At 55.1% G+C, this 22,758-nt stretch carries 24 protein-coding genes; 15 read left to right on the forward strand and 9 right to left on the reverse strand.

What is annotated here, in order from left to right:
- Nucleotides 1-103 precede the first annotated feature (103 nt).
- From IE090_RS00605 to IE090_RS00625, 5 genes are all read left to right on the forward strand, one after another.
- A complete protein-coding gene (locus tag IE090_RS00605) occupies nt 104-499 on the forward strand; it encodes a phasin family protein (protein WP_189386406.1) in 396 nt (131 codons plus the stop codon).
- Nucleotides 500-613: 114 nt separating this feature from the next.
- The gene (locus tag IE090_RS00610; protein ID WP_189386407.1) at nt 614-2,428 is read left to right on the forward strand and encodes a PHA/PHB synthase family protein; all 1,815 of its coding nucleotides are present in this window, start codon (nt 614-616) and stop codon (nt 2,426-2,428) included.
- Nucleotides 2,429-2,594: 166 nt separating this feature from the next.
- Nucleotides 2,595-3,038, forward strand: coding sequence for a hypothetical protein (locus tag IE090_RS00615; protein WP_189386408.1), 444 nt, complete (start codon nt 2,595-2,597; stop codon nt 3,036-3,038).
- Complete coding sequence (locus tag IE090_RS00620) at nt 3,028-3,297, forward strand: YheU family protein (RefSeq protein WP_229815298.1); 270 nt, start codon at nt 3,028-3,030, stop codon at nt 3,295-3,297. The genes IE090_RS00615 and IE090_RS00620 overlap by 11 nt, the downstream gene beginning before the upstream one ends.
- A 54-nt stretch (nt 3,298-3,351) precedes the next feature.
- A complete protein-coding gene (locus IE090_RS00625) occupies nt 3,352-3,558 on the forward strand; it encodes a hypothetical protein (RefSeq protein ID WP_189386409.1) in 207 nt (68 codons plus the stop codon).
- On the opposite strand, the gene mnmC is transcribed toward IE090_RS00625, so the two are convergent.
- Entirely contained in the window at nt 3,542-5,551 is a 2,010-nt protein-coding gene (gene mnmC, locus IE090_RS00630; RefSeq protein ID WP_189386410.1) for a bifunctional tRNA (5-methylaminomethyl-2-thiouridine)(34)-methyltransferase MnmC2/FAD-dependent 5-carboxymethylaminomethyl-2-thiouridine(34) oxidoreductase MnmC1, read from the reverse strand. The two genes, IE090_RS00625 and mnmC, sit on opposite strands and share 17 nt — an antisense overlap.
- Before the next feature lie 144 nt (nt 5,552-5,695).
- Between mnmC and IE090_RS00635 the strand changes: the two genes are divergently transcribed.
- The gene (locus IE090_RS00635) at nt 5,696-6,577 is read left to right on the forward strand and encodes an AEC family transporter (RefSeq protein WP_189386411.1); all 882 of its coding nucleotides are present in this window, start codon (nt 5,696-5,698) and stop codon (nt 6,575-6,577) included.
- A gap of 188 nt (nt 6,578-6,765) precedes the next feature.
- Here the strand turns inward: IE090_RS00635 and IE090_RS00640 are convergent, their stop codons facing one another.
- Complete coding sequence (locus tag IE090_RS00640; RefSeq protein ID WP_189386412.1) at nt 6,766-7,317, reverse strand: peptidylprolyl isomerase; 552 nt, start codon at nt 7,315-7,317, stop codon at nt 6,766-6,768.
- Nucleotides 7,318-7,340: 23 nt separating this feature from the next.
- Here IE090_RS00640 and IE090_RS00645 point away from each other — a divergent pair, with 23 nt between their 5' ends.
- Nucleotides 7,341-7,634 (forward strand): Rdx family protein, encoded by a 294-nt coding sequence (locus IE090_RS00645; RefSeq protein WP_189386413.1) that lies wholly within the window; start codon nt 7,341-7,343, stop codon nt 7,632-7,634.
- Nucleotides 7,635-7,665: 31 nt separating this feature from the next.
- Here IE090_RS00645 and IE090_RS00650 read toward each other — a convergent pair whose 3' ends face one another.
- Both IE090_RS00650 and IE090_RS00655 read right to left on the reverse strand, forming a co-directional pair.
- Complete coding sequence (locus tag IE090_RS00650; protein WP_189386414.1) at nt 7,666-8,328, reverse strand: TIGR04211 family SH3 domain-containing protein; 663 nt, start codon at nt 8,326-8,328, stop codon at nt 7,666-7,668.
- 21 nt (nt 8,329-8,349) lie between these two features.
- On the reverse strand, nt 8,350-8,649 hold the full coding sequence (locus IE090_RS00655; RefSeq protein ID WP_189386855.1) for a YciI family protein: 300 nt from the start codon (nt 8,647-8,649) through the stop codon (nt 8,350-8,352).
- Nucleotides 8,650-8,810: 161 nt separating this feature from the next.
- On the opposite strand from IE090_RS00655, the gene IE090_RS00660 reads away from it, so the two are divergent.
- Genes IE090_RS00660 through rluB form a run of 6 tightly spaced genes read left to right on the forward strand, consistent with a single transcriptional unit; the run spans nt 8,811 to nt 14,085 of the window.
- On the forward strand, nt 8,811-9,653 hold the full coding sequence (locus IE090_RS00660; protein WP_229815301.1) for a PHP domain-containing protein: 843 nt from the start codon (nt 8,811-8,813) through the stop codon (nt 9,651-9,653).
- A gap of 18 nt (nt 9,654-9,671) precedes the next feature.
- Nucleotides 9,672-10,292 carry an L-threonylcarbamoyladenylate synthase gene (locus IE090_RS00665; protein WP_189386416.1) on the forward strand — a complete coding sequence of 207 codons (621 nt, stop codon included), beginning with the start codon at nt 9,672-9,674 and terminating at the stop codon, nt 10,290-10,292.
- 55 nt (nt 10,293-10,347) lie between these two features.
- Nucleotides 10,348-11,373: a tryptophan--tRNA ligase gene (trpS, locus tag IE090_RS00670; protein WP_189386417.1), complete on the forward strand. Its 1,026-nt coding sequence runs from the start codon at nt 10,348-10,350 to the stop codon at nt 11,371-11,373.
- A 47-nt stretch (nt 11,374-11,420) separates the two neighbouring features.
- Nucleotides 11,421-12,377, forward strand: coding sequence for a segregation and condensation protein A (locus IE090_RS00675; RefSeq protein ID WP_189386418.1), 957 nt, complete (start codon nt 11,421-11,423; stop codon nt 12,375-12,377).
- Nucleotides 12,367-13,233 carry an SMC-Scp complex subunit ScpB gene (scpB, locus tag IE090_RS00680; protein ID WP_189386419.1) on the forward strand — a complete coding sequence of 289 codons (867 nt, stop codon included), beginning with the start codon at nt 12,367-12,369 and terminating at the stop codon, nt 13,231-13,233. The genes IE090_RS00675 and scpB overlap by 11 nt, the downstream gene beginning before the upstream one ends.
- Before the next feature lie 3 nt (nt 13,234-13,236).
- Nucleotides 13,237-14,085 carry a 23S rRNA pseudouridine(2605) synthase RluB gene (gene rluB / locus IE090_RS00685; protein ID WP_189386420.1) on the forward strand — a complete coding sequence of 283 codons (849 nt, stop codon included), beginning with the start codon at nt 13,237-13,239 and terminating at the stop codon, nt 14,083-14,085.
- 16 nt (nt 14,086-14,101) lie between these two features.
- Here rluB and IE090_RS00690 read toward each other — a convergent pair whose 3' ends face one another.
- The 5 genes from IE090_RS00690 to IE090_RS00710 all read right to left on the reverse strand — a co-directional run bounded on the left by IE090_RS00690 (nt 14,102) and on the right by IE090_RS00710 (nt 18,797).
- The gene (locus IE090_RS00690) at nt 14,102-15,016 is read right to left on the reverse strand and encodes a GGDEF domain-containing protein (RefSeq protein ID WP_189386421.1); all 915 of its coding nucleotides are present in this window, start codon (nt 15,014-15,016) and stop codon (nt 14,102-14,104) included.
- Nucleotides 15,017-15,301: 285 nt separating this feature from the next.
- Entirely contained in the window at nt 15,302-16,057 is a 756-nt protein-coding gene (locus tag IE090_RS00695; protein WP_189386422.1) for a YciK family oxidoreductase, read from the reverse strand.
- Nucleotides 16,054-16,734 (reverse strand): HAD-IA family hydrolase, encoded by a 681-nt coding sequence (locus IE090_RS00700; RefSeq protein ID WP_189386423.1) that lies wholly within the window; start codon nt 16,732-16,734, stop codon nt 16,054-16,056. Before IE090_RS00700 ends, IE090_RS00695 begins: the two co-directional genes overlap by 4 nt.
- Nucleotides 16,731-17,471 carry a bifunctional 2-polyprenyl-6-hydroxyphenol methylase/3-demethylubiquinol 3-O-methyltransferase UbiG gene (gene ubiG / locus IE090_RS00705; protein WP_189386424.1) on the reverse strand — a complete coding sequence of 247 codons (741 nt, stop codon included), beginning with the start codon at nt 17,469-17,471 and terminating at the stop codon, nt 16,731-16,733. Before ubiG ends, IE090_RS00700 begins: the two co-directional genes overlap by 4 nt.
- A 15-nt stretch (nt 17,472-17,486) precedes the next feature.
- Complete coding sequence (locus IE090_RS00710) at nt 17,487-18,797, reverse strand: TRZ/ATZ family hydrolase (RefSeq protein WP_189386425.1); 1,311 nt, start codon at nt 18,795-18,797, stop codon at nt 17,487-17,489.
- A gap of 248 nt (nt 18,798-19,045) precedes the next feature.
- Between IE090_RS00710 and gyrA the strand changes: the two genes are divergently transcribed.
- Together gyrA and serC are read left to right on the forward strand one after the other, a co-directional pair.
- A complete protein-coding gene (gene gyrA / locus IE090_RS00715) occupies nt 19,046-21,679 on the forward strand; it encodes a DNA gyrase subunit A (RefSeq protein ID WP_189386426.1) in 2,634 nt (877 codons plus the stop codon).
- A gap of 4 nt (nt 21,680-21,683) precedes the next feature.
- A complete protein-coding gene (gene serC, locus IE090_RS00720) occupies nt 21,684-22,757 on the forward strand; it encodes a 3-phosphoserine/phosphohydroxythreonine transaminase (RefSeq protein ID WP_189386427.1) in 1,074 nt (357 codons plus the stop codon).
- Nucleotide 22,758: the final 1 nt, after the last annotated feature.

The following is a 22,758-nucleotide window of genomic DNA, read 5'->3' on the forward strand; positions in this document are numbered from 1 at the left end:
AGCTGTCGTTACTTTCGGTGGCGGTCGTCATCGAACTGTAAGATATACTCGGCTACCATCGGATGACCGATTTCGGCAATAGAACCTTTGAAGGAGCTAGACCATGCAAGAGAATATTTTGAACGCCTTTGCGGAGCAGGCTAAGACCATGTACGCACCTATGAGCAAGTTCAATACTCTGCTCGTGGATAACATGGAGAAGATGACAGACTTTCAACTGGGCGCGATTAAAGCCTACGCTGAAATGGGTCTGGATCAGATGAAAAAAGCCGCTGATGTTAAAGATACTGACAGCCTGCGCGCTTACACTGCCTCTCAGGCTGAAGCGGCGACTGCTCTGAATAAAAAAATCATGGAAGATGCGAAAGCCATGTCTGATATGGCAATGGAGTTTAAAACTCAGGTTGAAGGCATCATGGAAGAAGCGCGTACAACGGCATCCGCAACCGCAACTACCGCTGCAACCAAAGCGTCCTCTGCTAAGAAAACTGCCGCCTGATTGTTGGTGGCAGGTGCCGTGTGATGCACCCGGTCAACCCAACTGCCGGGTCTCACTGCACTAAAGGTCACCCTCGGGTGGCCTTTTTTATGGGTGAACTTTTCAGGGTGATGTATGAGCGTAGGGCAAAAGGAAGCGGTAGATACCGCGATTAAAGATTTTTACGATATGGCGCTGCGAGCCACTGAGCAATACAGCAGTGTGATGGAAAAGGTGATTAGTCAACAAACCTCAGCTGACGATCCCGCGGCATCAGTAATGAATGATTTTACCGATGCTTTTCGTGAGCTGGGTGAAGCCATGATGTCGAACCCACAAAAAATTGTGGCCGATCAAATGGAGCTGATGAAAAAGCAACAAGAGCTGTTTCAAAGCACCTTACTGCGTTTTATGGGCAAAGAAGCCGAGCCCGTGGTGGTGCCTGAACGTTCTGACCGTCGCTTTAAAGACGAGCAATGGCAAGACAACCCAGTCTTTGATTTTCTTAAGCAACTGTATTTGCTGCAGTCGCAAGCCATTATGAAAATGGTGCATGACACCGATGGTTTGAGCGATCATGCACGGCAGAAAGTTGAGTATTTTACCCGCCAGTACGTCAATGCCGTTTCCCCCACCAATTTTGCTGCACTGAATCCCGAAGTGATCCGCAAAGCCATGGAAACCGGCGGTGGTAGCTTGGTGAAGGGCTTAGAACAGTTGTCGGAAGACATGGAAGCCAGTGTCAAGGGTGCACTGAATGTTGCCATGACAGACACCAGTGCTTTTAAAGTAGGCCGCAATTTGGCGACGACACCGGGTAAGGTGGTGTATCAGAATGATTTAATGCAGCTGATTCAGTACACCCCCAGCACCGAAAAAACCTTTAAACGCCCCTTGTTGATCATTCCGCCATTTATCAACAAGTACTACATTCTCGACATGCGGGATAAAAACTCATTCGTGAAATGGCTGGTAGACCAAGGCCATACGGTGTTTATGATTTCTTGGGTGAATCCTGGTCCTTCATTGCGTGATAAAGATTTCACCGCCTACATGCAAGAAGGTCCACTGGCGGCGATAGACGCGATCGAAAAAGCCACCGGTGAGAAAGAAGTGAATGCCATTGGCTACTGCTTGGGCGGTACTTTGTTGGCAGCCACACTGGCTTACCTGAAAAAGAAAAAACAAGAGCCCATTAAAGCTGCCACCTTTATGGCTACCCTGACGGACTTTTCTCAGCCGGGTGAAATTGGTGTTTTCATTAATGAAACCGCTATCTCTGCTCTTGAAAAGCAAATGAATGCTTTGGGCTATTACGATGGCCGACAAATGGCGTTCAGCTTTAATACCCTGCGTGAAAATGATTTGTTTTGGTCATTCTTTATCAATAACTACTTGAAGGGCGAGCGGCCGGCGGCGTTTGATTTGTTGTATTGGAATACTGACAGCACCAATCTTCCTGCGGCGATGCACTCCTTCTATTTGCGCAATATGTATTTGCACAACTTGCTGATTGAGAAGGATGCCATTGAGCTGGATGGCGTTAAGTTGGACTTGCGCCAAATTAAAGTGCCCACCTACTTTATTTCAGCCGCGCAGGATCATATCGCTCTGTGGCAAGCCACCTACACGGGGGCAAAATTAATGGGCGGCAAAAACCGTTTTGTATTAGGTGGCTCAGGTCACATTGCTGGCATTGTGAACCCGCCTGAGGCCAATAAATATGGTTATTGGACCAATGAAAAAATTGCTGACGACCCTGAGGAGTGGTTCCAAGCCGCCACGAACCACGAAGGCTCTTGGTGGTTGGATTGGCAACAATGGGTGTTAAAGCAAGGCGATATGGATGAAGTGCCGGCGCGTCAGCCTGGCACGGGTGAGTTAAAAGCCATCGAGGACGCCCCAGGGCGCTACGTTAAACAACGCATCTTTGATGTCGTCACCAAATAGTACTGACCTCGGTATTTAACCCCCGCTCTGCGGGGGTTTTTCTTTTTTGGGGGCCACTGACGACTCTTCGGTTTGCTGGCTATGAGGTTTTCGCTATCATGCAGGCAGGGTCGCATGGCGATACCGCTTGTAGTCACCCGTACGCGGGCAGGATAAGGAACCCAGTGTGTCACAATTTGATCAGGAATCCGTGGTTTACGGCGTGATCCGTAATATTCCCAGCAGCGATGAATTTACCGCCCGGTTGCAAAGACGCACCAACTGGCGTGCCATCCAGACCCTGCCGTTGGGCGTTGATGACGAATGGACGCTTCTGTGCCGGGAAATGTTTTCTATGCCGGGCGAAGACCTGTTCAGTGGCACTTATCACTCACAGTTGATTCACTTCGCTGCCTCCTATAAGGCGGTTGAGTACGAATGGGAGCATTGGCTGTCACAGTTTGAGAACTTGCTCAAGGGCATGTACTGGGTATCGGCGACGGTGCACTTGGAAACCGAACTGGCGGGTAAGCATACCTTTAGCTGGGCGGTCGAGGCCGGTCATGAGCCTTCTGATGCTGAGCTGCGGATGAGCTGTGAATGGGAGCGGGAGGCTGGTTTTGCCGTTTGATGATGTGCCCGACCATGGCGTGATCGAGATTCCCTATCAGCGTTTGAGTGCAGACGCTCTAGATGGCGTATTGGCTGAGTTTGTTGGCCGCGAAGGCACAGATTATGGCGACTACGACGTCAGTTGGGAGCAGAAAAAGCAGCAGGTGTTAGTGCAGCTGCAGCAGGGCAAAGCGGTATTATTGTTTGACCCCGATGCCGGTAGCTGTCACATTGAAATGGCTGAGGTGGTGCGCCAGCACGGTCGACAGCCGAGTTAAGCAGTTGGAAGCAGTTGTGTTGGTGCTCAGCGTCTTGAGCAATGGAGGGGCGACATGAAGCCAATTACTGAAATTGAGCAACGGCGGCTCAGGCGTCGAGTGCATGAAGCCATTGCTGACATTGACGCGATGAAGGCGCAGTTGGCTGACATTCGCCGCTGCTGTCAGGAAATGTCGCAACTGATGCGCGAGATCCGCGAAAACGGCGAGCAGGCCCGTGAAGACATGCGTCGCCGCCAGTCCATCAAGCGGGTGATCTAAGCCCCCAATCTTGAGCGTTGACTTTTCTTCGAATCATATCCCTTAGCAAAAACCGACACGGTGCCAGTGCCTCCGCGACGCTGGTGGCAACAGGCAAGCCGTCGCCGTCGAGTTGCGCGGCGATAAGCTCGGCACACAAAGCTGCAGAGGCGAGTCCGCGCGAGCCATGACCAATGTTAAGCCACAGCCCAGGTAGATAAGGCATATCGTTTTGCGGTATGTGCTTGGCGTTGTTCACCATTGGCGCGAGCTGCTGCAGGGTGGCCTGGCTATCCACCACCGGCCCTGCCATGGGCAAATAATCGGGTGTAGTGCAGCGAAAACCAACGCGACCGCCACAGATCTCGGCCGTGTCACTGGTGATGCCAAAATCACTCAAATGTGCCAGGTTGGCCAAGTGATCTTGATCGCGTACATCTGGGTCATCATCGCGCAGATTGTAGGTGGCCCCCAAGCATAACTGCCCTGCATGGGCCGGCGGCATATAGCTGCGAGCGCACAACACCACCTGCGGAGATGGCACGCTGTCAGCGTTGAGCAGGCTCAATTGGCCGCGAATGCGCTTGATGGGCAAGTAGGCGTCCGGCAGCAGTGCCCGTGCGTCATACGCGTTGGCAACAACGACGTGGGGGCTGTGCCAAGATGCATCTTTGGTTTCTATCTGCCAACCACTGGCGCTGGCCGTTAAGGTCTGCACATCGCCTTGGTGCAGCCTAATGTTGGCATGTTGAATCAGAGCGTTGCAGTAGGCCACAGGGCTGACCCAGCCGGCTTTGGGAAAGAACAAGCCGCCGGCGGGTAGGCTGATGCCGGCGAGTTGGCTGGCTTGCTGGGCGTCAACGGCATAGAGCAGCTCAGGCGGTGGCTGCTGACGCTGCATAAAGCTGTGTTGGCGCTGTTGCTCTTTATCGCTGTAGGCCAGCTGTAAGACGCCGCACTGACGCCAGTGCGGATTGTCGGCGGCTGGGCCTAGCGTGCGTTCGACGCTGGCCAAGGCCGCGCCGTAGGCGCTGCGATAAAACTCACTGTGCACGGCGTTGTCACCGGCGGCAAGTTTGATGTACAGACCGCCTTGGGGGTTGCCTGAGGCCGCTTGGGCAACGCCCAGCCTATCAATCAAGGTCACACCATAACCGCGCTCTGCCAACGCTCTGGCAGTGCTGCAGCCGGCCAAGCCTGCGCCAATCACAGTGACCTGGCGGACGGTTGTGTGCTGTGTCGGTGTGCGTTGCCAGGGTTTTAATGCCAATTTGGCGGGCCGCTCCGGACCGCAGCTGGCTTGATAGGTGGCGCACAGCATGTCGCGTTTGCGGCCAAAGCCCGCGACTTTGCGTACCGCAAAACCTGCACCTCGCAAGCCACGCTTAACCAACCCTGCGGCCGTAAAGGTCGCCAATGTGGTGCCGGCGTGGCTGAGGCGACGCAGTTGTTTGAAGAGCTCGTCGTTCCACATGTGTGGATTTTTGGCCGGTGCAAAGCCATCCAAATACCAGGCATGCACCGGCCCTTGCAGCTCTGGTAAGGCATCGGCGATATCACCATACACCAGCGTGAGCCGGACGCGCTGCTGCGGCCAATGCAAATGATGCACGCCGGTAACGGCAACGGGGTACTGGGCGAGCAGTTGCTCGGCCAGCTCGCTGAGTTCAGGCCACAGCGCCAATGCTCGGTGCAGCTGTTCGCGGTCGAGGGGGTACTTTTCGATGCTGGTGAAGTGCAAATAACCTTGGCCGTGCTCAGCAAAGGCTTGCCAAGTGGCCAAGAAGTTAAGCCCGGTACCGAAGCCGGTTTCAATGATACGAAAGTTGCGCGGACAATCACTGGCGGCAAAGCGCTGTGGCAGGCCGTTGTGCTGCATGAACACATAGCGACTTTCGTTGAGGCCGTCGTCGACAGAAAAATAGGTATCGCCAAACTGGCGGGCGACAGGCTGGCCATCATCGCGCCAGTCGAGCTGTGCTGGGCCGATGGTCGAAGGGGTTTGGGAGCTCACAATAAGGTCTGGTCTGATGCGTTGCGTATTCGCCTTTAGTGTACACCGCGCATATTTCAGCAGACAGAGGCAGGTGTCGACTTTACCATGCTGGGCGGAGGCGGCGAGAAGGCCGTTGCTAGGCAATCAATGTTCGAGTTTTTCATGTTATATGACATTTTCTCCATCATGGCGCCTGTGTTGGCGTGTGCTGGCATTGGCTTTTTCTGGGCCCGCAGTGGCCACGGGTTTGATCCGGATTTTATTTCACGGCTGGTGCTGTATGTGGGGGCGCCCTGCCTGATGCTGTCGGTGATGGCGTCGGTGGAGTTGGATAAGCAAGCTTTTCAGCGCACAGCGCTGGCGTGCATTTTGGTGGCTGGTTTGATGGCGTTAGCGGGCAGCGTGATTCCGCGCTTACTCGGCCATGACGTGCGCGCTTTTTTGCCATCGTTTATGTTTCCCAATGTTGGCAATATGGGTTTGCCTGTGTGCTTGCTGGCCTTTGGTCAGGAGGGGCTGGCGTTGGCGTTGGCTTTTTTTATGGTGCTATCGCTGGCGCATTTTCCGGTCGGCATTTTGTTGGCTGGCGGGCGCCAAGCCGGCGGCTTAAAAGGGCTGCTGCGAATGCCGATTTTATACTCGGTGTTTTTGTCGCTGGGGTTATTGTGGTTTGACTGGCAGTTGCCTGCGCCTGTGTTTAATTCGGTCGAGCTGATTGGCGGCATGGCCATTCCTTTGATGCTGATTACCCTGGGCGTATCGCTTAGGCGTTTGCAGGTACGTCAGTGGCGTCAGGCGCTGTTTTACAGCGCGATGCGCATCGGTGGTGGTTTGCTGGTGGGGTTGCTGGTGGTATGGCTGCTGGGCTTAGAAGGCAGTGAGCGGGGCGTGGTGTTAATTCAGGCGTCTATGCCGGTGGCGGTGTTTAATTATTTGTTTGCTGAGCGCTTTCAGCGCGCCCCTCAGGCGGTGGCCGGCATGGTGGTGATGTCGACGCTGATATCGTTTGTGACCTTGCCGTTGTTACTGTACTGGCTGATTTAACTCAGCCAGTACATAAGTTGGAGAGCGGCTGATTTAACTCAACCAGTACATAAGTTGGAGAGCGGCTGATATAACTCAGCCAGCACGTAAGTCAGAGAACGGTTGATATAACTCAACCGCTACATCAGCCAGCTCGCGATGCCTATTTTAGGCACCTCTTTTAGGCATCTCTTTTAGGCATCTCTGAATTATTCAGCGGCGCCTTTAACAATCACATCTTTAATCACGATATTTTCAACTGGCTGATCGCGCATGCCGGTGGTGGTGGCAGCAATGCTGTCGACCACCTCCATGCCGGCAGTGACTTTGCCAAATACGGCATAGCCAAAATCGCGCACGCCATGGTTGAGGAAATCGTTGTTTTTAACATTGATAAAAAACTGGCTGGTGGCGCTGTCTACCACGGCGGTGCGCGCCATGGCAACGCTGCCACGTACGTTAGTTAGGCCATTGTCTGCTTCGTTTTTAATCGGCGGTAAGGTGGCTTTTTTACTCATTTTTTCGTCATAGCCACCGCCTTGCACCATAAAGTCGGCAATGACTCGGTGAAAAATCGTGCCGTCGTAATGGTCGGCTTCGACATAGGTGAGGAAGTTTTCAACGCTGATAGGCGCTTTTTCTCGGTCTAGCTCCAATACGATGTTGCCTGCCGTGGTTTGCAGCTCGACCACCACGGGTGTGTTTTCTGCATTGACCATGGCAGCAGTCAGTAGCAGGGCGGATGCGATATACTGGCGCATCTTGAATCCTCCGGAGATTAACAGTGAGTCACAGCAAAAGTACGGTAACCATTGTCTTTTGTGAAGGCTGTAAATGGTCATTGCGTTCAGGTTGGTATGCTCAGGAGCTGTTCAGCACATTTAAAGGGCAGTTGGCGGGCGTTCATTTAAAGCCAGGTGAGCAGGGCGAGTTTCAGGTTTGGGTCGACGATAGGCGCATTTGGTGTCGGCGTGAAGACGGCGGGTTTCCAGATGCAGCCGACCTTAAGCGCCGCTTGCGTGATGCGGCTCAGTTTGAGCAATCCTTGGGGCATTGTGAGTTGCCCGGCAAAGACTGAATCTGCCGGGCTTTGAGATATGCGCTGAAGCTTATACCCAGCTGCTGCTGCGTTTGCTGCGCAGGGCCGGCAGAACCAGACCGGCAAAAATGCCAATAACGACCAAGCCGCCACCGTAGATTAAATAGGTGTAGCGGTTGTCATCGCGCAGTTGAGCGTTTTCGGCGGTCAGGGCTTCTACCTGAATTTCTAAATCCTGGTTGCGCAAGGTAAGTTTTTTGGCTTTCTCATCCAGCGCCAGCGCATTTTCAGAGATCGCGGTAATGCGATTGAGCTCTTGTTGCAGTTCCATATTTTGCTGCTGCAGAGATTCAGAGCTGTTGCTGGTGCTGCTCAGTTGTTGCTGTAAATCGTCGCGCTGTTGTTCTGCTTGCTGCAGTTGCTCGCGTACCGATTCCAGCTCGCGCTGCGCCAGAATTAATTTTTCTTTGGCCACCGGCTCGTCATCCAAAAAGCGCGTCAGCACAAAGCCTTCATCACCTTTGTCGGTTTTGACCTTGGTGTAATCGGAATCTTCTGGCTGTTCGATAAGGATTAAATGCTCGCCACTTTGCAGCGATTTGATGATGCGATATTCCTGCCCTGGGCCGGTGCGCAGCGGCAACCATAACTCGTCTTTAACGTAGCGTTTCTCGACGGCCTGTGCCGCAGTGGTTAACAGCATCGCGGCCACAAAACTGATTAGATATTTCACCTGATGTTCCTCTCCGTGGGGTTACGGTAAGACTTTTTTGAACGGTTTTACCGTCACGGCTTGGTAGACGCCGGCTGCGACATAAGGGTCTTCATCTGCCCACTTTTGGGCGCTGGTTAGGCTATCAAACTCAGCGATCACCAAGCTACCACTGAAACCGGCTTCGCCAGGCTCAAGGCTATCGATGGCTGGGTGGGGCCCTGCTACCAGCAATCGCCCTTGCTGTTTGAGCTGCTCTAAGCGTTGCAGGTGCGCGGGTCTGGCACTCTGGCGTTGGCTGAGACTGTCAGCGACATCCTCGCTGATAATGGCGTACCACATGCTCATGCTATTGATCCTTTTTTATATCGGTTATCAGCGCTTATGTTTATGGCTTTTAAGTAAGCCCAGCGGCGATCATGGTGGGTAGACAACCCGCTCGCCTGAATGGCGCTCAGGATATACTATGACTTTCTATATTGCGAAATCAGGAAGTGTCAGCTTTGACTTCAGCCTTCGACCTGCATTGTCATTCCACCGCCTCTGACGGCAAATTACCACCGGCTGAACTGGTGGCGCGTGCCGCTGGCCAGGGTGTGACCACTTTGGCGCTCACCGATCACGATACCCTTGACGGTCTGGCCGAGGCGAGAGCCGCTGCGGCAGAACATGAAATACGCCTGGTGTCTGGCATTGAGCTGTCGTGCGTTTGGGGCGGCGCCACCATTCATATTGTCGGTCTGGATATGGACACGGATAGCGACGCCATGCAGGCGGCGGTGGCGGCACAACTGGAGGCACGCAAGCAGCGCTCAGTGGTGATTGCTGAGCGTTTAAGTCGGCGTTTGAAGGTGGATATTCCGCTGTCGCGAGTACAGGAATATGCCGGCGGTGAGCTGGTAGGGCGGCCACACTTTGCTCAGTATTTGCTCGATCAGCAATTAGTGCCGTCGATGGCGGTGGCGTTTAAAAAATACCTCGGCGCGGGCAAGCCAGGTGATGTTAAAGCTAATTGGCCAGCGCTCAGCGATGCCGTGCGTTGGATCGTCGATGGCGGTGGCATTGCGGTGATGGCCCATGCGCATATCTACAAAATGACCCGCACCAAATTAAAAGCTTGTATCGTTGATTTTATTGATGCCGGTGGCCGCGCGCTGGAAGTCAGTTATGGCAATATGGATGCTGATCAGCAAAGGCGCATGGTGGCGCTGGCTCAAGAGTTCGAATTACTCGGCTCCTGCGGCAGTGATTTTCATGGTCCTAATCGCTTTGGTATTGACCTTGGTGTGATGCCGGCATTTCCGGCAGACATCGAGCCCGTCTGGCAGCATTTTCGCAGTGCCTGACGTTTTTAGGAGTTCGTTTTGAGTCAGTTTTTTCAAATACACCCAGAAAACCCGCAGCCGCGCTTAATCAAGCAAGCGGCTGAAATATTACGCCAGGGTGGTCTGGCGGTGATTCCCACCGATTGTGCTTATGCCTTGGCGTGTCGAATTGGTGATAAGCGCGTCACCGAGCGGGTGCAGCGTTTGCGCCAGTTAGGTTCGAAGCACAACTTTACCTTGTTGTGTCGTGATTTATCCGAGTTATCGTTTTTTGCCAAAGTCGATAACAGCGAATACCGCTTATTAAAAGCCCATACCCCAGGCGCGTTTACTTTTATTTTGCCTGCCACGCGTGAAGTGCCGCGCCTGTTGATGCACCCGAAAAAACGCACCATCGGCATTCGCGTGCCCGATAACCCCATTGCCATGGCCTTGTTGGCAGAGATGGACGAGCCGTTGATGACCACATCGCTGATTATGCCAGGCGATGATTTGCCCTTGTCGGACCCGTACGACATTCGCCAAACCTTGGAGCATCAGCTGGAGCTGGTGATCGATGGCGGCTATTGCGGTTTTGAGGCCACCACTGTGGTCGACATGACCGAAGAAACCGCCGTCGTGACGCGTCAGGGCGCAGGCGACGCGTCGGCGTTTCTCTGAGTATCGCCTTCCGGTATCATGGCCAGCTTTGTGAACAGCAAGGCTAGCCATCATCATGAGTAAGAAACGGGTTCTTACCGGAATTACCACCACCGGAACGCCGCACCTAGGCAACTATGTGGGTGCCATTCGTCCGGCCATCGCCTCCAGCAAGACGGGTGACAGCGAGTCATTCTTCTTTTTGGCCGATTTTCATGCGTTGATTAAGTGCCAAGACCCCAAGGCCGTGCACCAGTCAACCAAAGAAATCGCTGCCACCTGGTTGGCGCTGGGGCTGGATCCTGAGCAGGCGACGTTTTATCGCCAGTCGGACATCCACGAAATTCCCGAGCTCAACTGGCTGCTCAGCTGTGTGTGCGCCAAAGGTTTGATGAACCGCGCCCACGCCTACAAGGCCGCCGTGGATGCCAACCTGGCAGAAGGCGAAGACGCCGATAAGGCCATTACCATGGGCTTGTTTAACTACCCAGTGTTGATGGCGGCTGACATCTTAATGTTCAACGCCGATCAGGTGCCGGTAGGTAAGGATCAGATCCAGCACATCGAAATGGCGCGCGACATGGCACAACGCTTTAATCATTTGTTTGCCAGCAAAAAACAGCCATTGCTGACTTTGCCCAACTATCAGGTGGATGAGCATGTGGCGGTCTTGCAAGGCTTGGATGGTCGCAAGATGAGCAAAAGCTATGGCAATACCATTCCGCTGTTCTTAACCGAAAAGCAGCTGCGCAAACACATCAATAAAATCAAAACCAACTTGCTAGAGCCAGGTGAGCCGAAAGATCCGGATGACTCAACTGTGTTCCAGATCTGGCAAGCCTTCGCCAGCAGTGAGCAAACGGCTGAAATGCGCCAGGCGTTTGCCGATGGCATTGGCTGGGGTGATGCCAAGGCCAAATTGTTTGAGCTGGTGAATGCAGAGTTGGCCGAGCCGCGTGAGCGTTACAACGACTTGATGGAACGCCCGCAAGATGTGGAAGACATTCTGCAAATGGGAGCTGACAAAGCACGAGCCATCAGTCGCCCATTGCTGCAACAGCTGCGCGAAGCGGTTGGTATTTATTCGTTGAGCCGCAGCTAAGTGTCGACCACTGAATCAGGTGCAGGACGTCTTCTGAAGGAGCCGGAATGACGACGGAAGCAGAGCCGCAGAGCACTCAGCAGCCCCCAGATCAGGCGCAGGTTCAACAGGCGCTAGGTCAAAAGGAAAGAGACCAGCAGGCAAGAGGCCAGCAGGAAATGCCGTTTGCACTGGTGCAAGGGCAGCCGATGACCCAGCTGCCGCTGGATTTGTACATTCCGCCCGATGCGCTGGAAGTGATCCTTGAGCAATTTGAGGGGCCTCTGGATCTGTTGCTGTACCTGATTCGCAAGCAAAACCTCGACATTTTGGAAATTCATGTCGCCGACATTGTCGACCAGTACCTGGCCTACATCGATATGATGAAAGCGATGCAACTGGAGTTGGCGGCCGAGTATTTAGTGATGGCCGCCATGCTGGCGGAAATCAAAAGCCGGGTATTGCTACCGCGGCAAAAAGACGCCGATGGTGAGGAGGAAGAAGACCCGCGCGCTGAGCTGATTCGCCGTTTACAAGATTACGAGCGCTTCAAAACCGCCGCCGAAGACTTGGATGCGTTGCCACGTTTGGAGCGCGACGTGTTTGTGTCGCAAGTGGATGGCCCAGAGCGCATTCAGGAACGCATTCATCCAGATATCGATATGCGCGAGCTGATGTTGGCCATGGCTGGCATCATGCGCCGTGCAGAACGCTTTGAGCACCACGAAGTGCAGCGCGAGCAGCTGTCTACCCGTGAGCGCATGTCACAGGTGTTAGATCAATTGCAAGGTGGCCACTTTGTTGCCTTTCGAACCCTGTTCGAGGTGGAAGAAGGCAAGCTGGGTGTGGTGGTCACCTTTCTTGCTATTTTGGAGCTGGTCAAAGAGTCGTTGGTGGAGTTGGTGCAACAAGAAGTGCTGGGGCCGATTTATGTGCGTGCCAAAGCAAGTATCACCGAGACTAGCGACATGGAGGCCGGCGAAATAGAGGCCAGCATAATGGAGAACGGCAGCGATGAGTCATGATCGGCCACCTCTGGCCAGTATTATCGAAGCGGTACTGGCTGCGGCAGGCACGCCGGTATCGCTGGAGCGCATGCAGTCGGTGTTTGAAGAGCACGAAGTGCCCACGCCGAAAGAGCTGCGCGAAGCCTTAGCGGAACTGCGCGAGCAACTGAAGCCGCGAGGCTTGGAGCTGGTTGAAGTCGCCTCTGGCTATCGCCTGCAGGTGCGCCCGGCGGTGGCGCCTTGGGTGGCGCGCCTGTGGGACGAAAAACCACAGCGCTATTCGCGTGCGCTGTTGGAAACTCTGGCCTTGATTGCCTATCGTCAACCCATTACCCGTGGCGACATCGAAGATGTGCGTGGCGTGGTGGTCAGCTCAAGCATTATGAAAACCTTGTTGGAGCGGGAATGGGTGCGAGTGGTTGGCCATCGTGATGTACCCGGCCGGCCGGCCATGTACGCCACCACGCGTCAGTTTCTCGATTACTTTGGGCTAGCAAGCTTAGAAGAGCTGCCCAGCTTGCAAGACATTCGCGAACTGGATGATGCCAATCGCAAGTTGCAGTTGGGTGATGATGCTGACGTGCGCAAAGACACACCGGGCAGCTATGAGTTCAGCAGCGAAGAAGAGGTGGAGCAGCGCGGTGCCGATGTGCTGGCGGAAACCGAAGAAGATCTCAACACCGCCGCCGCCTTGGTGGCCAAGGTCGAAGCCGGTGTGTTTAAGCGTGACGATGATGAAGATGCCACCGCAGCGCCAGATTTGCAGCAAGCCTTGGCGCGTTTGCAGGCAAAAGAGGATGAGCCTGCCACCGATAACAACACCGATGCGTCCGACCAAGATGGCGACGAGTCGGCCCCTAACCAAAATGAGTAATGCATGAACGAGAGAATTCAGAAGCTGCTGGCCGACGCTGGCATTGCTTCCCGCCGGGAGGCGGAACGCTGGATCGCGGATGGTCGAGTCACGGTCAACGGCGTTAAGGCACAACTGGGCGACCGTGCTGGGCGCGAAGACGTCGTCCGTGTGGACGGTCGTACGGTTAAATTGGCCGATGCGGGTCGCACGCGACGCGTACTGGCTTACAACAAGCCATTAGGCGAAGTCTGCACCCGCACAGACCCAGATGGCCGACCGACGGTGTTCGATCATTTGCCTCATACCCGCGGTGAGCGCTGGATCAACGTTGGCCGCTTGGATATCAATACCACTGGTTTGCTGTTGTTCACCACCGACGGTGAGTTGGCGAACAAGTTGATGCATCCATCCAGCGGCGTGGACCGTGAATATGCCGTGCGGGTGCGTGGCAATGTTGATGACGACATGATTGCGCGGTTAAAAGAAGGCGTATTGCTAGAGGATGGCATGGCGCGCTTTACCGACGTGCAGTTCTTTGACGGCGAAGGCCAGAATAAGTGGTTTCACGTGGTGCTGATGGAAGGCAAAAACCGCGAAGTTCGACGCTTGTGGGAAAGCCAAGGGGTAGAGGTCAGTCGCCTGAAGCGCGTGCGCTACGGTTGCATCTTTATGCCAGCCAACGTTCCGGTCGGCACCTGGGTCGAGTTGCAGCAGCGTGAAATCAACGATTTGGCCGACATGGTGGGTTTAGAGCGTAAGGCTACTCGACGCTTGGCGGGCAAAGAAAAGGAACGTTTTCAGCGCGTGCAAAAGCGTCAGAAAGTACGCCAAGAAGCCAAGCCAAAGAGGCGGACCAAAGCCCCTCGCTAACGTTTTCAACCGGGCATCAGGCGCTGATGACCCGGTTGCGTCCTCCGCTTTTGGCGGCATACAGCGCTTCGTCGGCGCGATGCAGCAAGCTGTCCTTGTCGTCATCGCCGCGCAAAGTGGCACAGCCCAGGCTGGCAGAGAGCGTGATGGGGCCTTGGCTTCCGCTTAACGTCAGGCCCGCGATGCCCTGGCGGATGCGCTCGGCAATGGTCTGTGCGCCCTCAGCGCAGGCGCCGGACAGCACGATGATGAACTCCTCACCACCATAGCGAAAACACATATCCGTTTGTCGAATCGACGCACTGATGCACTTCACGGTTTGCTGCAGCACCCGATCACCGCAGCTGTGGCCGTGTTGGTCATTGATCTGTTTGAACCAATCTAAATCCAGCATCAGCAGAGATAGCTGATGCTCGTGGCGCTTAGCGAGCTCGATTTCGCGTTTTAAGGTACGGTCCAGTGCTGCGCGGTTGCCGGCACCGGTTAATGGGTCACGAAAGGCGGCTGCTACGGCTGAGTGGTAGCGCAGCGCGTTGCGCACTGGGTACACCAACGTGGTGATGAGCCCTTCAATATTAGCCAGCTCGTGCTCGCGGAAGCGGGTGCTGCGCTGAAAGCTCAAATCGCCCATATAGTCGCCTTGGGTTTGCAGGCGATAGCTGATGCTGTGCACGCTTTGCTTGCCTTGGCTGAGTGTCAGCTCCTGGCGAGCATGATGGAAGGTCATGCCATCAATCAGTACGGCTTGCTGGATTTCGGTAAAGAAAATTTCCAGCAGTTGGCGCAACTCTAATGTGGTCTGCAGCTTGCCAGTCAGACGCAGCAAAAGCTCGGGCTGTAAGTCTGGGCGCGGCGCTAGCTCGCCAATGCTGGTGACGATTTTATCGTCATGAAGCTCTGCACGACTGTCGCTGTGTAATGGACTCACCATGAGTCACCTCATACTGATCGGGTTCTGAGCACTGATAAGCGAGTTCTGTGCCAGTTTCGATAGGCAGAAATATTCTATTAAAATCAAAAGGTTAGGGGGGGTAGATTAAATCTGGCGGCAAAAAGTTGGCTTTTTGACAGAAGTGTTTTTGTATTTTAAGTCAAATTGATGACTTGGCTTTGCGGCTCTGGCAACGAATTTCTGGCGTTTTTATTGCGGTGCGCTCATTCGTTGCCCGTTCTTCGGCAGACCTTGCCGCCGGCGGCAAGGATCTGCCCAGGAGGCTTACCCTTGGCTTGGTGCGCGCTTGGGTTGAGCGTCCAAGCCTTGGCCGTGGGTGCCAATCGAGTCGGGCGACATCAAGTGCAGGTACAACTCCATGATATCGGCCGGTGCGGCCACGGTGGATGGATCCTCGCCTGGAAAGGCGGCAGCGCGCATGGTGGTGCGCGTGGCGCCTGGGTTAATGCAGTTAACGCGAATTTGGCTGGTGTTCTCCAGCTCCTGCGCCAGCACTTGCATTAAGCCTTCGGTGGCAAATTTAGAAACGCTGTAAGCACCCCAGTATGCGCGACCTTCGCGGCCAACGGAGCTGGTCGTTAAAATGATGGACGCATCGGCGGGCGCTTTGCGCAGCAGTGGCACTGTGTGCTTGAGCAGAAGAAATTGACCGTTGACGTTCACCTGCATCACGCGCTGAAACGTGTTCCAGTCGTAGCTTTCTAGTGGCGCCCGTTGGCCGAGTACGCCGGCATTGAGTAAAGCGCCGTCGAGGTGTTCAAAATGCTGCTCGATCAAGTCGGCCAGTTCGCGAAACGCCTCTTCATCATTATTTTCCAGGTCAAATGGCAACACCGCCGGCTGCGGCAGATTTTCTGCCTCAATCAAATCGTAGGTGTCGTTGAGGGCTTCCTGGGTACGGCCCAGCAGCAGCACAGTGGCGCCGGCTCGAGCATAGGTAAGAGCCGCTTCACGGCCAATGCCGTAGCCAGCGCCGGTCACTAGAATGTTGCGTCCAGATAAAGGTTGTGTGGCAGTCATGTTGTCTCTTGAGAGTAGATGGATAACAGAGTGGTCAGATCAGAGGCGTGCTCCAACACGGCATCTGCGCCCCAGTGGTCGGCTGCGTTTGGCTCAGATAAATAGCCAAAGCGGCAACCCAGTGTGATCATGCCCGCGGCGCGGCCGGCTTCGATGTCGCGCTCGTGATCGCCAAGGTACCAGCATTGCTGGGGTGGAATGGCAAGGCGCTCGGCTGCCAGCAGCAGTGGCTCAGGGTGAGGTTTGGCGCGGCTGACATCGTCTGGGCAAATGACCAGCTCGCAGCCCAGAGGCATGCGCTCTAGCAGCAGCTCGGTGTAGCGTCTGGGTTTGTTGGTGACAATGCCCCAAGCAATGCCGTGTTGCTGCAATTGTTGCAACGCGGTGGCAAAGCCATCAAACAATGTGCAGGAGCGGCCGACCTGGTGCTCATAGCGATCCAGTAGCTGCTGGCGCCGTTGGGCAAACTCTGGATGTTGGTCGTCTATTTCCCAGGTCAGGTGTGTTAGGGCTGCACCGCCATTGCTGACTTGCGCGCGAATCACGTCGTCGGCCAGGGCGGTAAAGCCGCTGGCCTGGCGCAGCTCGTTAACCACGCCGAAAAAGTCCGGTGCGGTGTCTACCAAGGTGCCGTCAAGATCAAACAATACCGCTGCGGGGCGTGGCAGTGTGCTCATTGCGCTGGCCTTTGGCTGGCCATGAGATAGTTAACGCTAACGTCGCTCTCATCCAACTTATAAACCTTGGTCAGCGGGTTGTAGGTCATGCCGGTCATCTTGGTGACATCCAAGCCGGCTTCACGACACCAGTGCGCCAGTTCGCTGGGCTTGATGAACTTGTGGTAGTCGTGGGTGCCAGCAGGCAGCAAGCGCAGCACGTACTCTGCACCGATGATGGCAAATAAGTAGGACTTAGGATTGCGATTGATGGTAGAGAAGAACACCTGACCACCTGGCTTAACCAGCTCAAAGCAGGCTTTGACCACAGACGCTGGGTCTGGCACGTGCTCTAGCATCTCTAGGCAGGTGACTACGTCGAAGCTGGCAGGCTGCTCGGCTGCCAAGGTTTCGACCTCGATGCGCTGGTAGTTGACGGCAACGCCGGATTCCAACGCGTGCAGTTTGGCAACGCTCAGTGGCGCTTCGCCCATGTCGATGCCGGTTACCTCGGCACCGCGTTGCGCCATGCTTTCGCTCAGAATGCCGCCGCCACAGCCGACGTCGAGTACTTTTTTGCCGGCCAGGTGGGCGAGCTCATCGATAAAGTTGGCGCGCAGCGGGTTGATGTCGTGCAGCGGCTTAAATTCACTTTCTTTATCCCACCAGCGACTGGCCAAGGCTTCAAATTTGGCAATTTCAGCGGCGTCGACATTGCCGTTATCGGTACTAGGCCGATTTTCTGCGGTATTGGTCATGTTTGTCTCCACGAATCATTGAGCGCCAATGCGCTGTTGCCATTGCTTAGCTAACTGTAACAGTGTGTCGCCATCAAAAGCGGTGAGCTGGCCATCGCGCACTTTGCTGCGACCAGCAACCCAGACATGGCGCACGTGACGGCTGGCGTCGGTGTACACCAGTTGCGAAATAGGATCGAACAGCGGCTGTTGTGGCAGTTGATCAAGGGCAATGGCTTGCAGATCGGCGCGCTTGCCAACCTCGATTGAGCCGGTCTGTTGTTCGATGCCCAGTGCTTTGGCGCTGCCTAATGTAGCGCTGTGCAATGCCTGCCAGGCGGGCAGGGCGGCGGCGTCGTTGGCCACGGCCTTGGCCAGCATGGCGGCGGTTTTCATCTCGCCTTGCAGGTTTAAATCGTTATTGCTGGCGGCGCCATCGGTGCCGATGCCGACGTTGATACGGTGGTCGAGCAACTGCTGCACTGGGCAAAAACCGCTGGCCAGTTTTAAGTTGGACTCTGGGCAGTGCACCACAGAAGCACCGCTGTGCTGCAGCAACTGAATATCGCTGGCATCGATCTGAGTCATATGCACACAGCTGACTCGCTCGGTTAAAAAGCCCAGGTCTGCCAGCCGCTGACTGGGTCGGCAGCCACGTTGCTCCAGGCTTTGCTCAACTTCAAAGGCGGTTTCGTGCAAATGAATTTGCACCGGCATGTCGAGTTGGTCGGCGAGGGTAGTGATTTCTCGCAGTGGCTCATCCGATACCGTGTAGGGCGCATGTGGGCCGAGCCCGAAGGTCAGTAACTCGTGGGTGCGAAAGTCGTCGCGACAGGCGATGGCTTTGCGAATGTATTCATCGGCGTTTTGCGCAAAGTTGGTGGGAAAATCCAAAATGGGGGTGAAGATCACCGCACCCATACCGGCTTCAATGGCGGCTTCGGCGCAGGCGGCCGGATAAAAATACATATCGGCAAAGGTGGTGGTGCCGGAGAGCAGCATTTCGGCCATGGCCAAGCGGCTGCCGTCGCGCACAAACTCGTGATCGACCCAGCGCGCTTCGGCGGGCCAGATGTGCTCTTGCAGCCAGGTCATTAGCGGTTGGTCATCGGCCATGCCGCGGAACAAGCTCATGGCCGCGTGGCCGTGGGCATTGATAAATCCGGGCAGCAAAATTTGCTGGTCGAGTTGCAGTGTTTCTAAGGCCTGCCACTGGCAGTTGTGGCTGTCTTCAACGGCCACAATGGTGCCGTCTTTAATGACCACAGCTTGGTGTTCTGTGATGGGCTGACTGGGCTCGGCCATGGTGGCCAGCCAGCGGGCATGAATAATCAGATCCGCTTGCATAATACCTGCATCCTTTAACGTAGCGGCCAGTATAACCATGGTGCTGTTTAAGCGCAGCCATCTTACTGCTTTCACCAGCCATTGAGATGTTTTGTGCCACCTAGGTATCTATTTGATTTGTGGTATGATTCCGGGCTTCATTGCACAAGCTGGCAGTGCCTCTCGGCGCTGCTGGAGCATCAACAAGGACCGTATCACCACAGCCGCTAGAAGACGTCCGGTGATTCGCACAAACAGGCCGAAAACGTATGGGTGACATAGCCAAAGAAGTTCTGCCAATTAACATTGAGGACGAACTGCAACAGTCCTACCTCGATTACGCCATGAGCGTGATCGTGGGGCGAGCGTTGCCAGATGTTCGCGATGGTTTGAAACCGGTGCACCGCCGGGTTCTACATGCCATGAATGTACTCGGCAACGACTGGAATAAACCGTACAAGAAATCCGCCCGTGTGGTCGGTGATGTGATCGGTAAATACCACCCACACGGTGACTCGGCGGTATACGACACCATTGTGCGGATGGCGCAGGACTTTTCCATGCGTTACCTGATGGTGGACGGTCAAGGTAACTTCGGTTCTATCGACGGCGACTCCGCTGCTGCGATGCGTTACACCGAAGTGCGCATGGCCAAGCTCAGCCACGAAATGCTGGCCGATATCGACAAAGAAACCGTCGATTGGGTGCCCAACTACGACGGCACTGAGCAAATTCCAGAAGTGCTGCCAACGCGCGTCCCCAATCTGTTGGTGAATGGTTCTTCGGGTATCGCCGTGGGCATGGCGACCAATATTCCGCCACATAACCTGACTGAGGTTATGAACGGTTGCTTGGCCTTGATCGATAACCCAGATCTCGACATCGACCAGTTGATGGAATACATCCCGGGTCCGGATTTCCCGACGGGGGCCTTTATTAACGGCCGCGATGGCATTGTTGAGGCTTACCGCACTGGCCGTGGCCGCATTTACATGCGCGCCCGTCATCAGTTCGAAGAAAACGACGCCAGCGGCAAAGTCAGCATTGTGTTCACCGAAATCCCGTACATGGTGAACAAGGCGCGCTTGATTGAAAAAATCGCTGAGCTGGTCAAAGACAAAAAGCTCGAAGGCATTACCGAGCTGCGCGACGAATCCGATAAAGACGGCATGCGCGTGGTGGTGGAGCTGCGTCGCGGCGAAATGCCCGAGGTGGTGCTGAACAACTTGTTCGCCCAGACCCAGCTGCAAACCGTGTTTGGCATCAATACCGTGGCGCTGGTCGACGGTCAGCCGAAAACGCTGAACCTCAAGCAGCTGCTGGAAGCCTTCGTTAAGCACCGCCGTGAGGTGGTGACTCGCCGCACCATTTATGAACTGCGCAAAGCACGTGAGCGTGGCCACATCCTCGAAGGTTTGGCGTTGGCGCTGGCCAATATCGACCCGGTCATCGAGCTGATTAAATCCTCACCCACCGGTGCTGAGGCCAAAGAGCGCTTGATTGCCACGGCTTGGGAACCAGGTGATGTGCTGGATATGCTGGAGCGCGCCGGCGAAGACGCCTGTCGTCCAGATGATTTGCCAGAGCAATATGGCTTCCGCGATGGCCGCTATTACTTATCGCCAGGCCAAGCTCAGGCCATTCTTGATTTGCGTTTGCAAAAACTGACCGGCCTTGAGCATGAAAAACTGATCGAAGAGTACCAGCAAAAACTGGAAGAAATCGCCGAATACCTAGACATTCTGGCCAGCTCTGAGCGCCTGATGCAGGTGATTCGCGAAGAATTAGAAGCCGTTCGTGCTGAATACGGCGACGAGCGCCGCACTGAAATCATCGCGGTGAAACGTGACTTAACCATGGCTGACCTGATCCCAGAGGAGGATCTGGTGTTGACCCTGTCGCACAGTGGCTATGCCAAAACCCAGCCATTGTCTGCCTATCAGGCTCAGCGCCGTGGTGGCAAAGGCCGCTCGGCAACGGCGGTGAAAGAAGAAGACTTTGTTGAACACTTGTTGGTGGTGAACAGTCACGAAACCGTCTTGTGTTTCTCTGATGCTGGCAAGGTGTATTGGCTGACGGTGTACGACATTCCACAAGCCAGTCGCGCGGCGAAAGGCCGTCCGATTGTGAACTTGCTGAACCTGTCAGAAGGTGAGCGCATCACTGCTATTTTGCCGGTGCCGGAATACAGCGCTGACCGCTACGTGTTTATGGCCACCGCCAAAGGCACGGTGAAGAAAACCACCTTGGATCAGTTCTCGCGCCCACGCTCCAGCGGTTTGATCGCTTGTGAGCTGGATGACGGCGATTGGCTGGTCGGCGTAGCCATTACCGATGGCAGCCAGGATGTGTTGATTCTCAGCGATGCCGGCAAAGCCGTGCGCTTTAAAGAATCCGATGTACGCGCCATGGGCCGTACGGCACGCGGTGTGCGTGGTATTCGTATGGGCGATGGCCAAAGTGTGATCTCGCTGATCATTCCTCAAGAAGGTGGCTCGGTGTTAACGGCTTCCGAGCGTGGCTTTGGCAAGCGCACCGATGTGGAAGAATTCCCGACCAAAGGGCGTGGCACTCAGGGCGTGATCGCCATGGCCTGCAGCGAGCGCAATGGCGCCTTGGTAGGCGCTGTGCAGGTGTTCAGTGGTGATGAGGTCATGCTGGTGAGCGACCAGGGTACCTTGGTGCGCACCAGTACCGACGGTGTGTCACAACTGAGCCGCAACACCCAAGGTGTGACCCTGATTCGCATTGCTGACGGTGAAAAACTGATCGGTGTTGAACGTATTTGTGAAGCCGATGACGGCGCCATTGGGTCTGAAGAAGACCCGGATGCTGCGCCAGCTGAAGGCGCTGATGGTACTGATGGGGATAGCCCAGCAGCGGATAACCAGACGGAGCAGTAACACAATGACGCGCGCACATAACTTTTGCGCTGGCCCTGCGGCACTACCGACCGCCGTGTTGGAACAGGCGCAGCAAGAAATGGCAGATTGGCACGGCAAAGGTCTGTCGATCATGGAAATGAGCCACCGCAGCAAGGAATTTGTTGCGGTGGCTGAGCAGGCCGAGCAAGACTTGCGCGACCTGTTACAGGTGCCGGCCAACTACAAAGTGCTGTTTATGCAAGGCGGTGCCAGCAGTCAGTTTTCGATGGTGCCGCTGAACTTGCTGGGCGACAAAGCGCAGGCGGATTACATCAACACTGGGCAGTGGTCGAAAAAGGCCATTGCCGAAGCCAAGCGCTACTGCGACGTCAATGTGGCGGCTAGCACGGATTTCGCGTCGGCGCCGGCTCAGGCTGATTTGCAGCTCAGTAGCGATGCGGCGTATGTGCATTACTGCCCCAATGAAACCATCGGCGGTGTGAGTTTTGACTACATTCCGCAAACCGGTGATGTGCCTTTGGTGGCTGACTTTTCCTCATCGATTTTGTCTGAGCCTTTGGATGTGTCGCGCTTCGGCCTGATCTACGCCGGTGCACAAAAGAACATAGGCCCGGCAGGGTTGTGCGTGGTCATCGTGCGCGAGGATTTACTAGGCAAAGCCCACGCAAACACGCCGGCGATGCTGAATTACCAGACGGCGGCGGATAACGGCTCCATGTACAACACGCCGCCGACGTACAGCTGGTATTTGGCCGGCTTGGTGTTTCAGTGGTTGAAGCAACAGGGTGGTCTTGAGGCTATTGGGGCTGTCAATCGCCGCAAAGCGGCGAAGTTGTACGATTTTATTGATGGCAACGACTTTTACGCCAACCCGGTGGCCATTGCTAATCGCTCCATTATGAATGTGCCCTTTACCTTGGCCGATGACAGCTTAGATGCCGCCTTCCTGGCCGAAAGCACCGCTGCAGGCCTGCTCAACTTAGCTGGGCATCGCAGTGTTGGCGGCATGCGTGCCAGCATTTACAACGCAGTGTCTGAAGCCGCGGTGGATGCCTTGATCGATTTCATGGGCGACTTTGCCCGCCGTTATGGGTAAA

The sequence above is a fragment of the Bacterioplanes sanyensis genome, assembly GCF_014652515.1.
In the GTDB taxonomy this organism is placed as follows: Bacteria; Pseudomonadota; Gammaproteobacteria; order Pseudomonadales; family Oceanobacteraceae; genus Bacterioplanes; species Bacterioplanes sanyensis.

Excerpts from the sequence above, each read along its gene's own strand:
- IE090_RS00605 (WP_189386406.1), top strand. The coding sequence starts at position 104 with ATGCAAGAGAATATTTTGAACGCCTTTGCGGAGCAGGCTAAGACCATG.
- IE090_RS00610 (WP_189386407.1), top strand. The coding sequence starts at position 614 with ATGAGCGTAGGGCAAAAGGAAGCGGTAGATACCGCGATTAAAGATTTT.
- IE090_RS00625 (WP_189386409.1), top strand. The coding sequence starts at position 3,352 with ATGAAGCCAATTACTGAAATTGAGCAACGGCGGCTCAGGCGTCGAGTG.
- IE090_RS00635 (WP_189386411.1), top strand. The coding sequence starts at position 5,696 with ATGTTATATGACATTTTCTCCATCATGGCGCCTGTGTTGGCGTGTGCT.
- IE090_RS00640 (WP_189386412.1), bottom strand. The coding sequence starts at position 7,317 with ATGCGCCAGTATATCGCATCCGCCCTGCTACTGACTGCTGCCATGGTC.
- IE090_RS00655 (WP_189386855.1), bottom strand. The coding sequence starts at position 8,649 with ATGTGGTACGCCATTATCAGCGAGGATGTCGCTGACAGTCTCAGCCAA.
- trpS (WP_189386417.1), top strand. The coding sequence starts at position 10,348 with ATGAGTAAGAAACGGGTTCTTACCGGAATTACCACCACCGGAACGCCG.
- IE090_RS00675 (WP_189386418.1), top strand. The coding sequence starts at position 11,421 with ATGACGACGGAAGCAGAGCCGCAGAGCACTCAGCAGCCCCCAGATCAG.
- scpB (WP_189386419.1), top strand. The coding sequence starts at position 12,367 with ATGAGTCATGATCGGCCACCTCTGGCCAGTATTATCGAAGCGGTACTG.
- rluB (WP_189386420.1), top strand. The coding sequence starts at position 13,237 with ATGAACGAGAGAATTCAGAAGCTGCTGGCCGACGCTGGCATTGCTTCC.
- IE090_RS00690 (WP_189386421.1), bottom strand. The coding sequence starts at position 15,016 with ATGGTGAGTCCATTACACAGCGACAGTCGTGCAGAGCTTCATGACGAT.
- IE090_RS00695 (WP_189386422.1), bottom strand. The coding sequence starts at position 16,057 with ATGACTGCCACACAACCTTTATCTGGACGCAACATTCTAGTGACCGGC.
- IE090_RS00700 (WP_189386423.1), bottom strand. The coding sequence starts at position 16,734 with ATGAGCACACTGCCACGCCCCGCAGCGGTATTGTTTGATCTTGACGGC.
- ubiG (WP_189386424.1), bottom strand. The coding sequence starts at position 17,471 with ATGACCAATACCGCAGAAAATCGGCCTAGTACCGATAACGGCAATGTC.
- IE090_RS00710 (WP_189386425.1), bottom strand. The coding sequence starts at position 18,797 with ATGCAAGCGGATCTGATTATTCATGCCCGCTGGCTGGCCACCATGGCC.
- gyrA (WP_189386426.1), top strand. The coding sequence starts at position 19,046 with ATGGGTGACATAGCCAAAGAAGTTCTGCCAATTAACATTGAGGACGAA.
- serC (WP_189386427.1), top strand. The coding sequence starts at position 21,684 with ATGACGCGCGCACATAACTTTTGCGCTGGCCCTGCGGCACTACCGACC.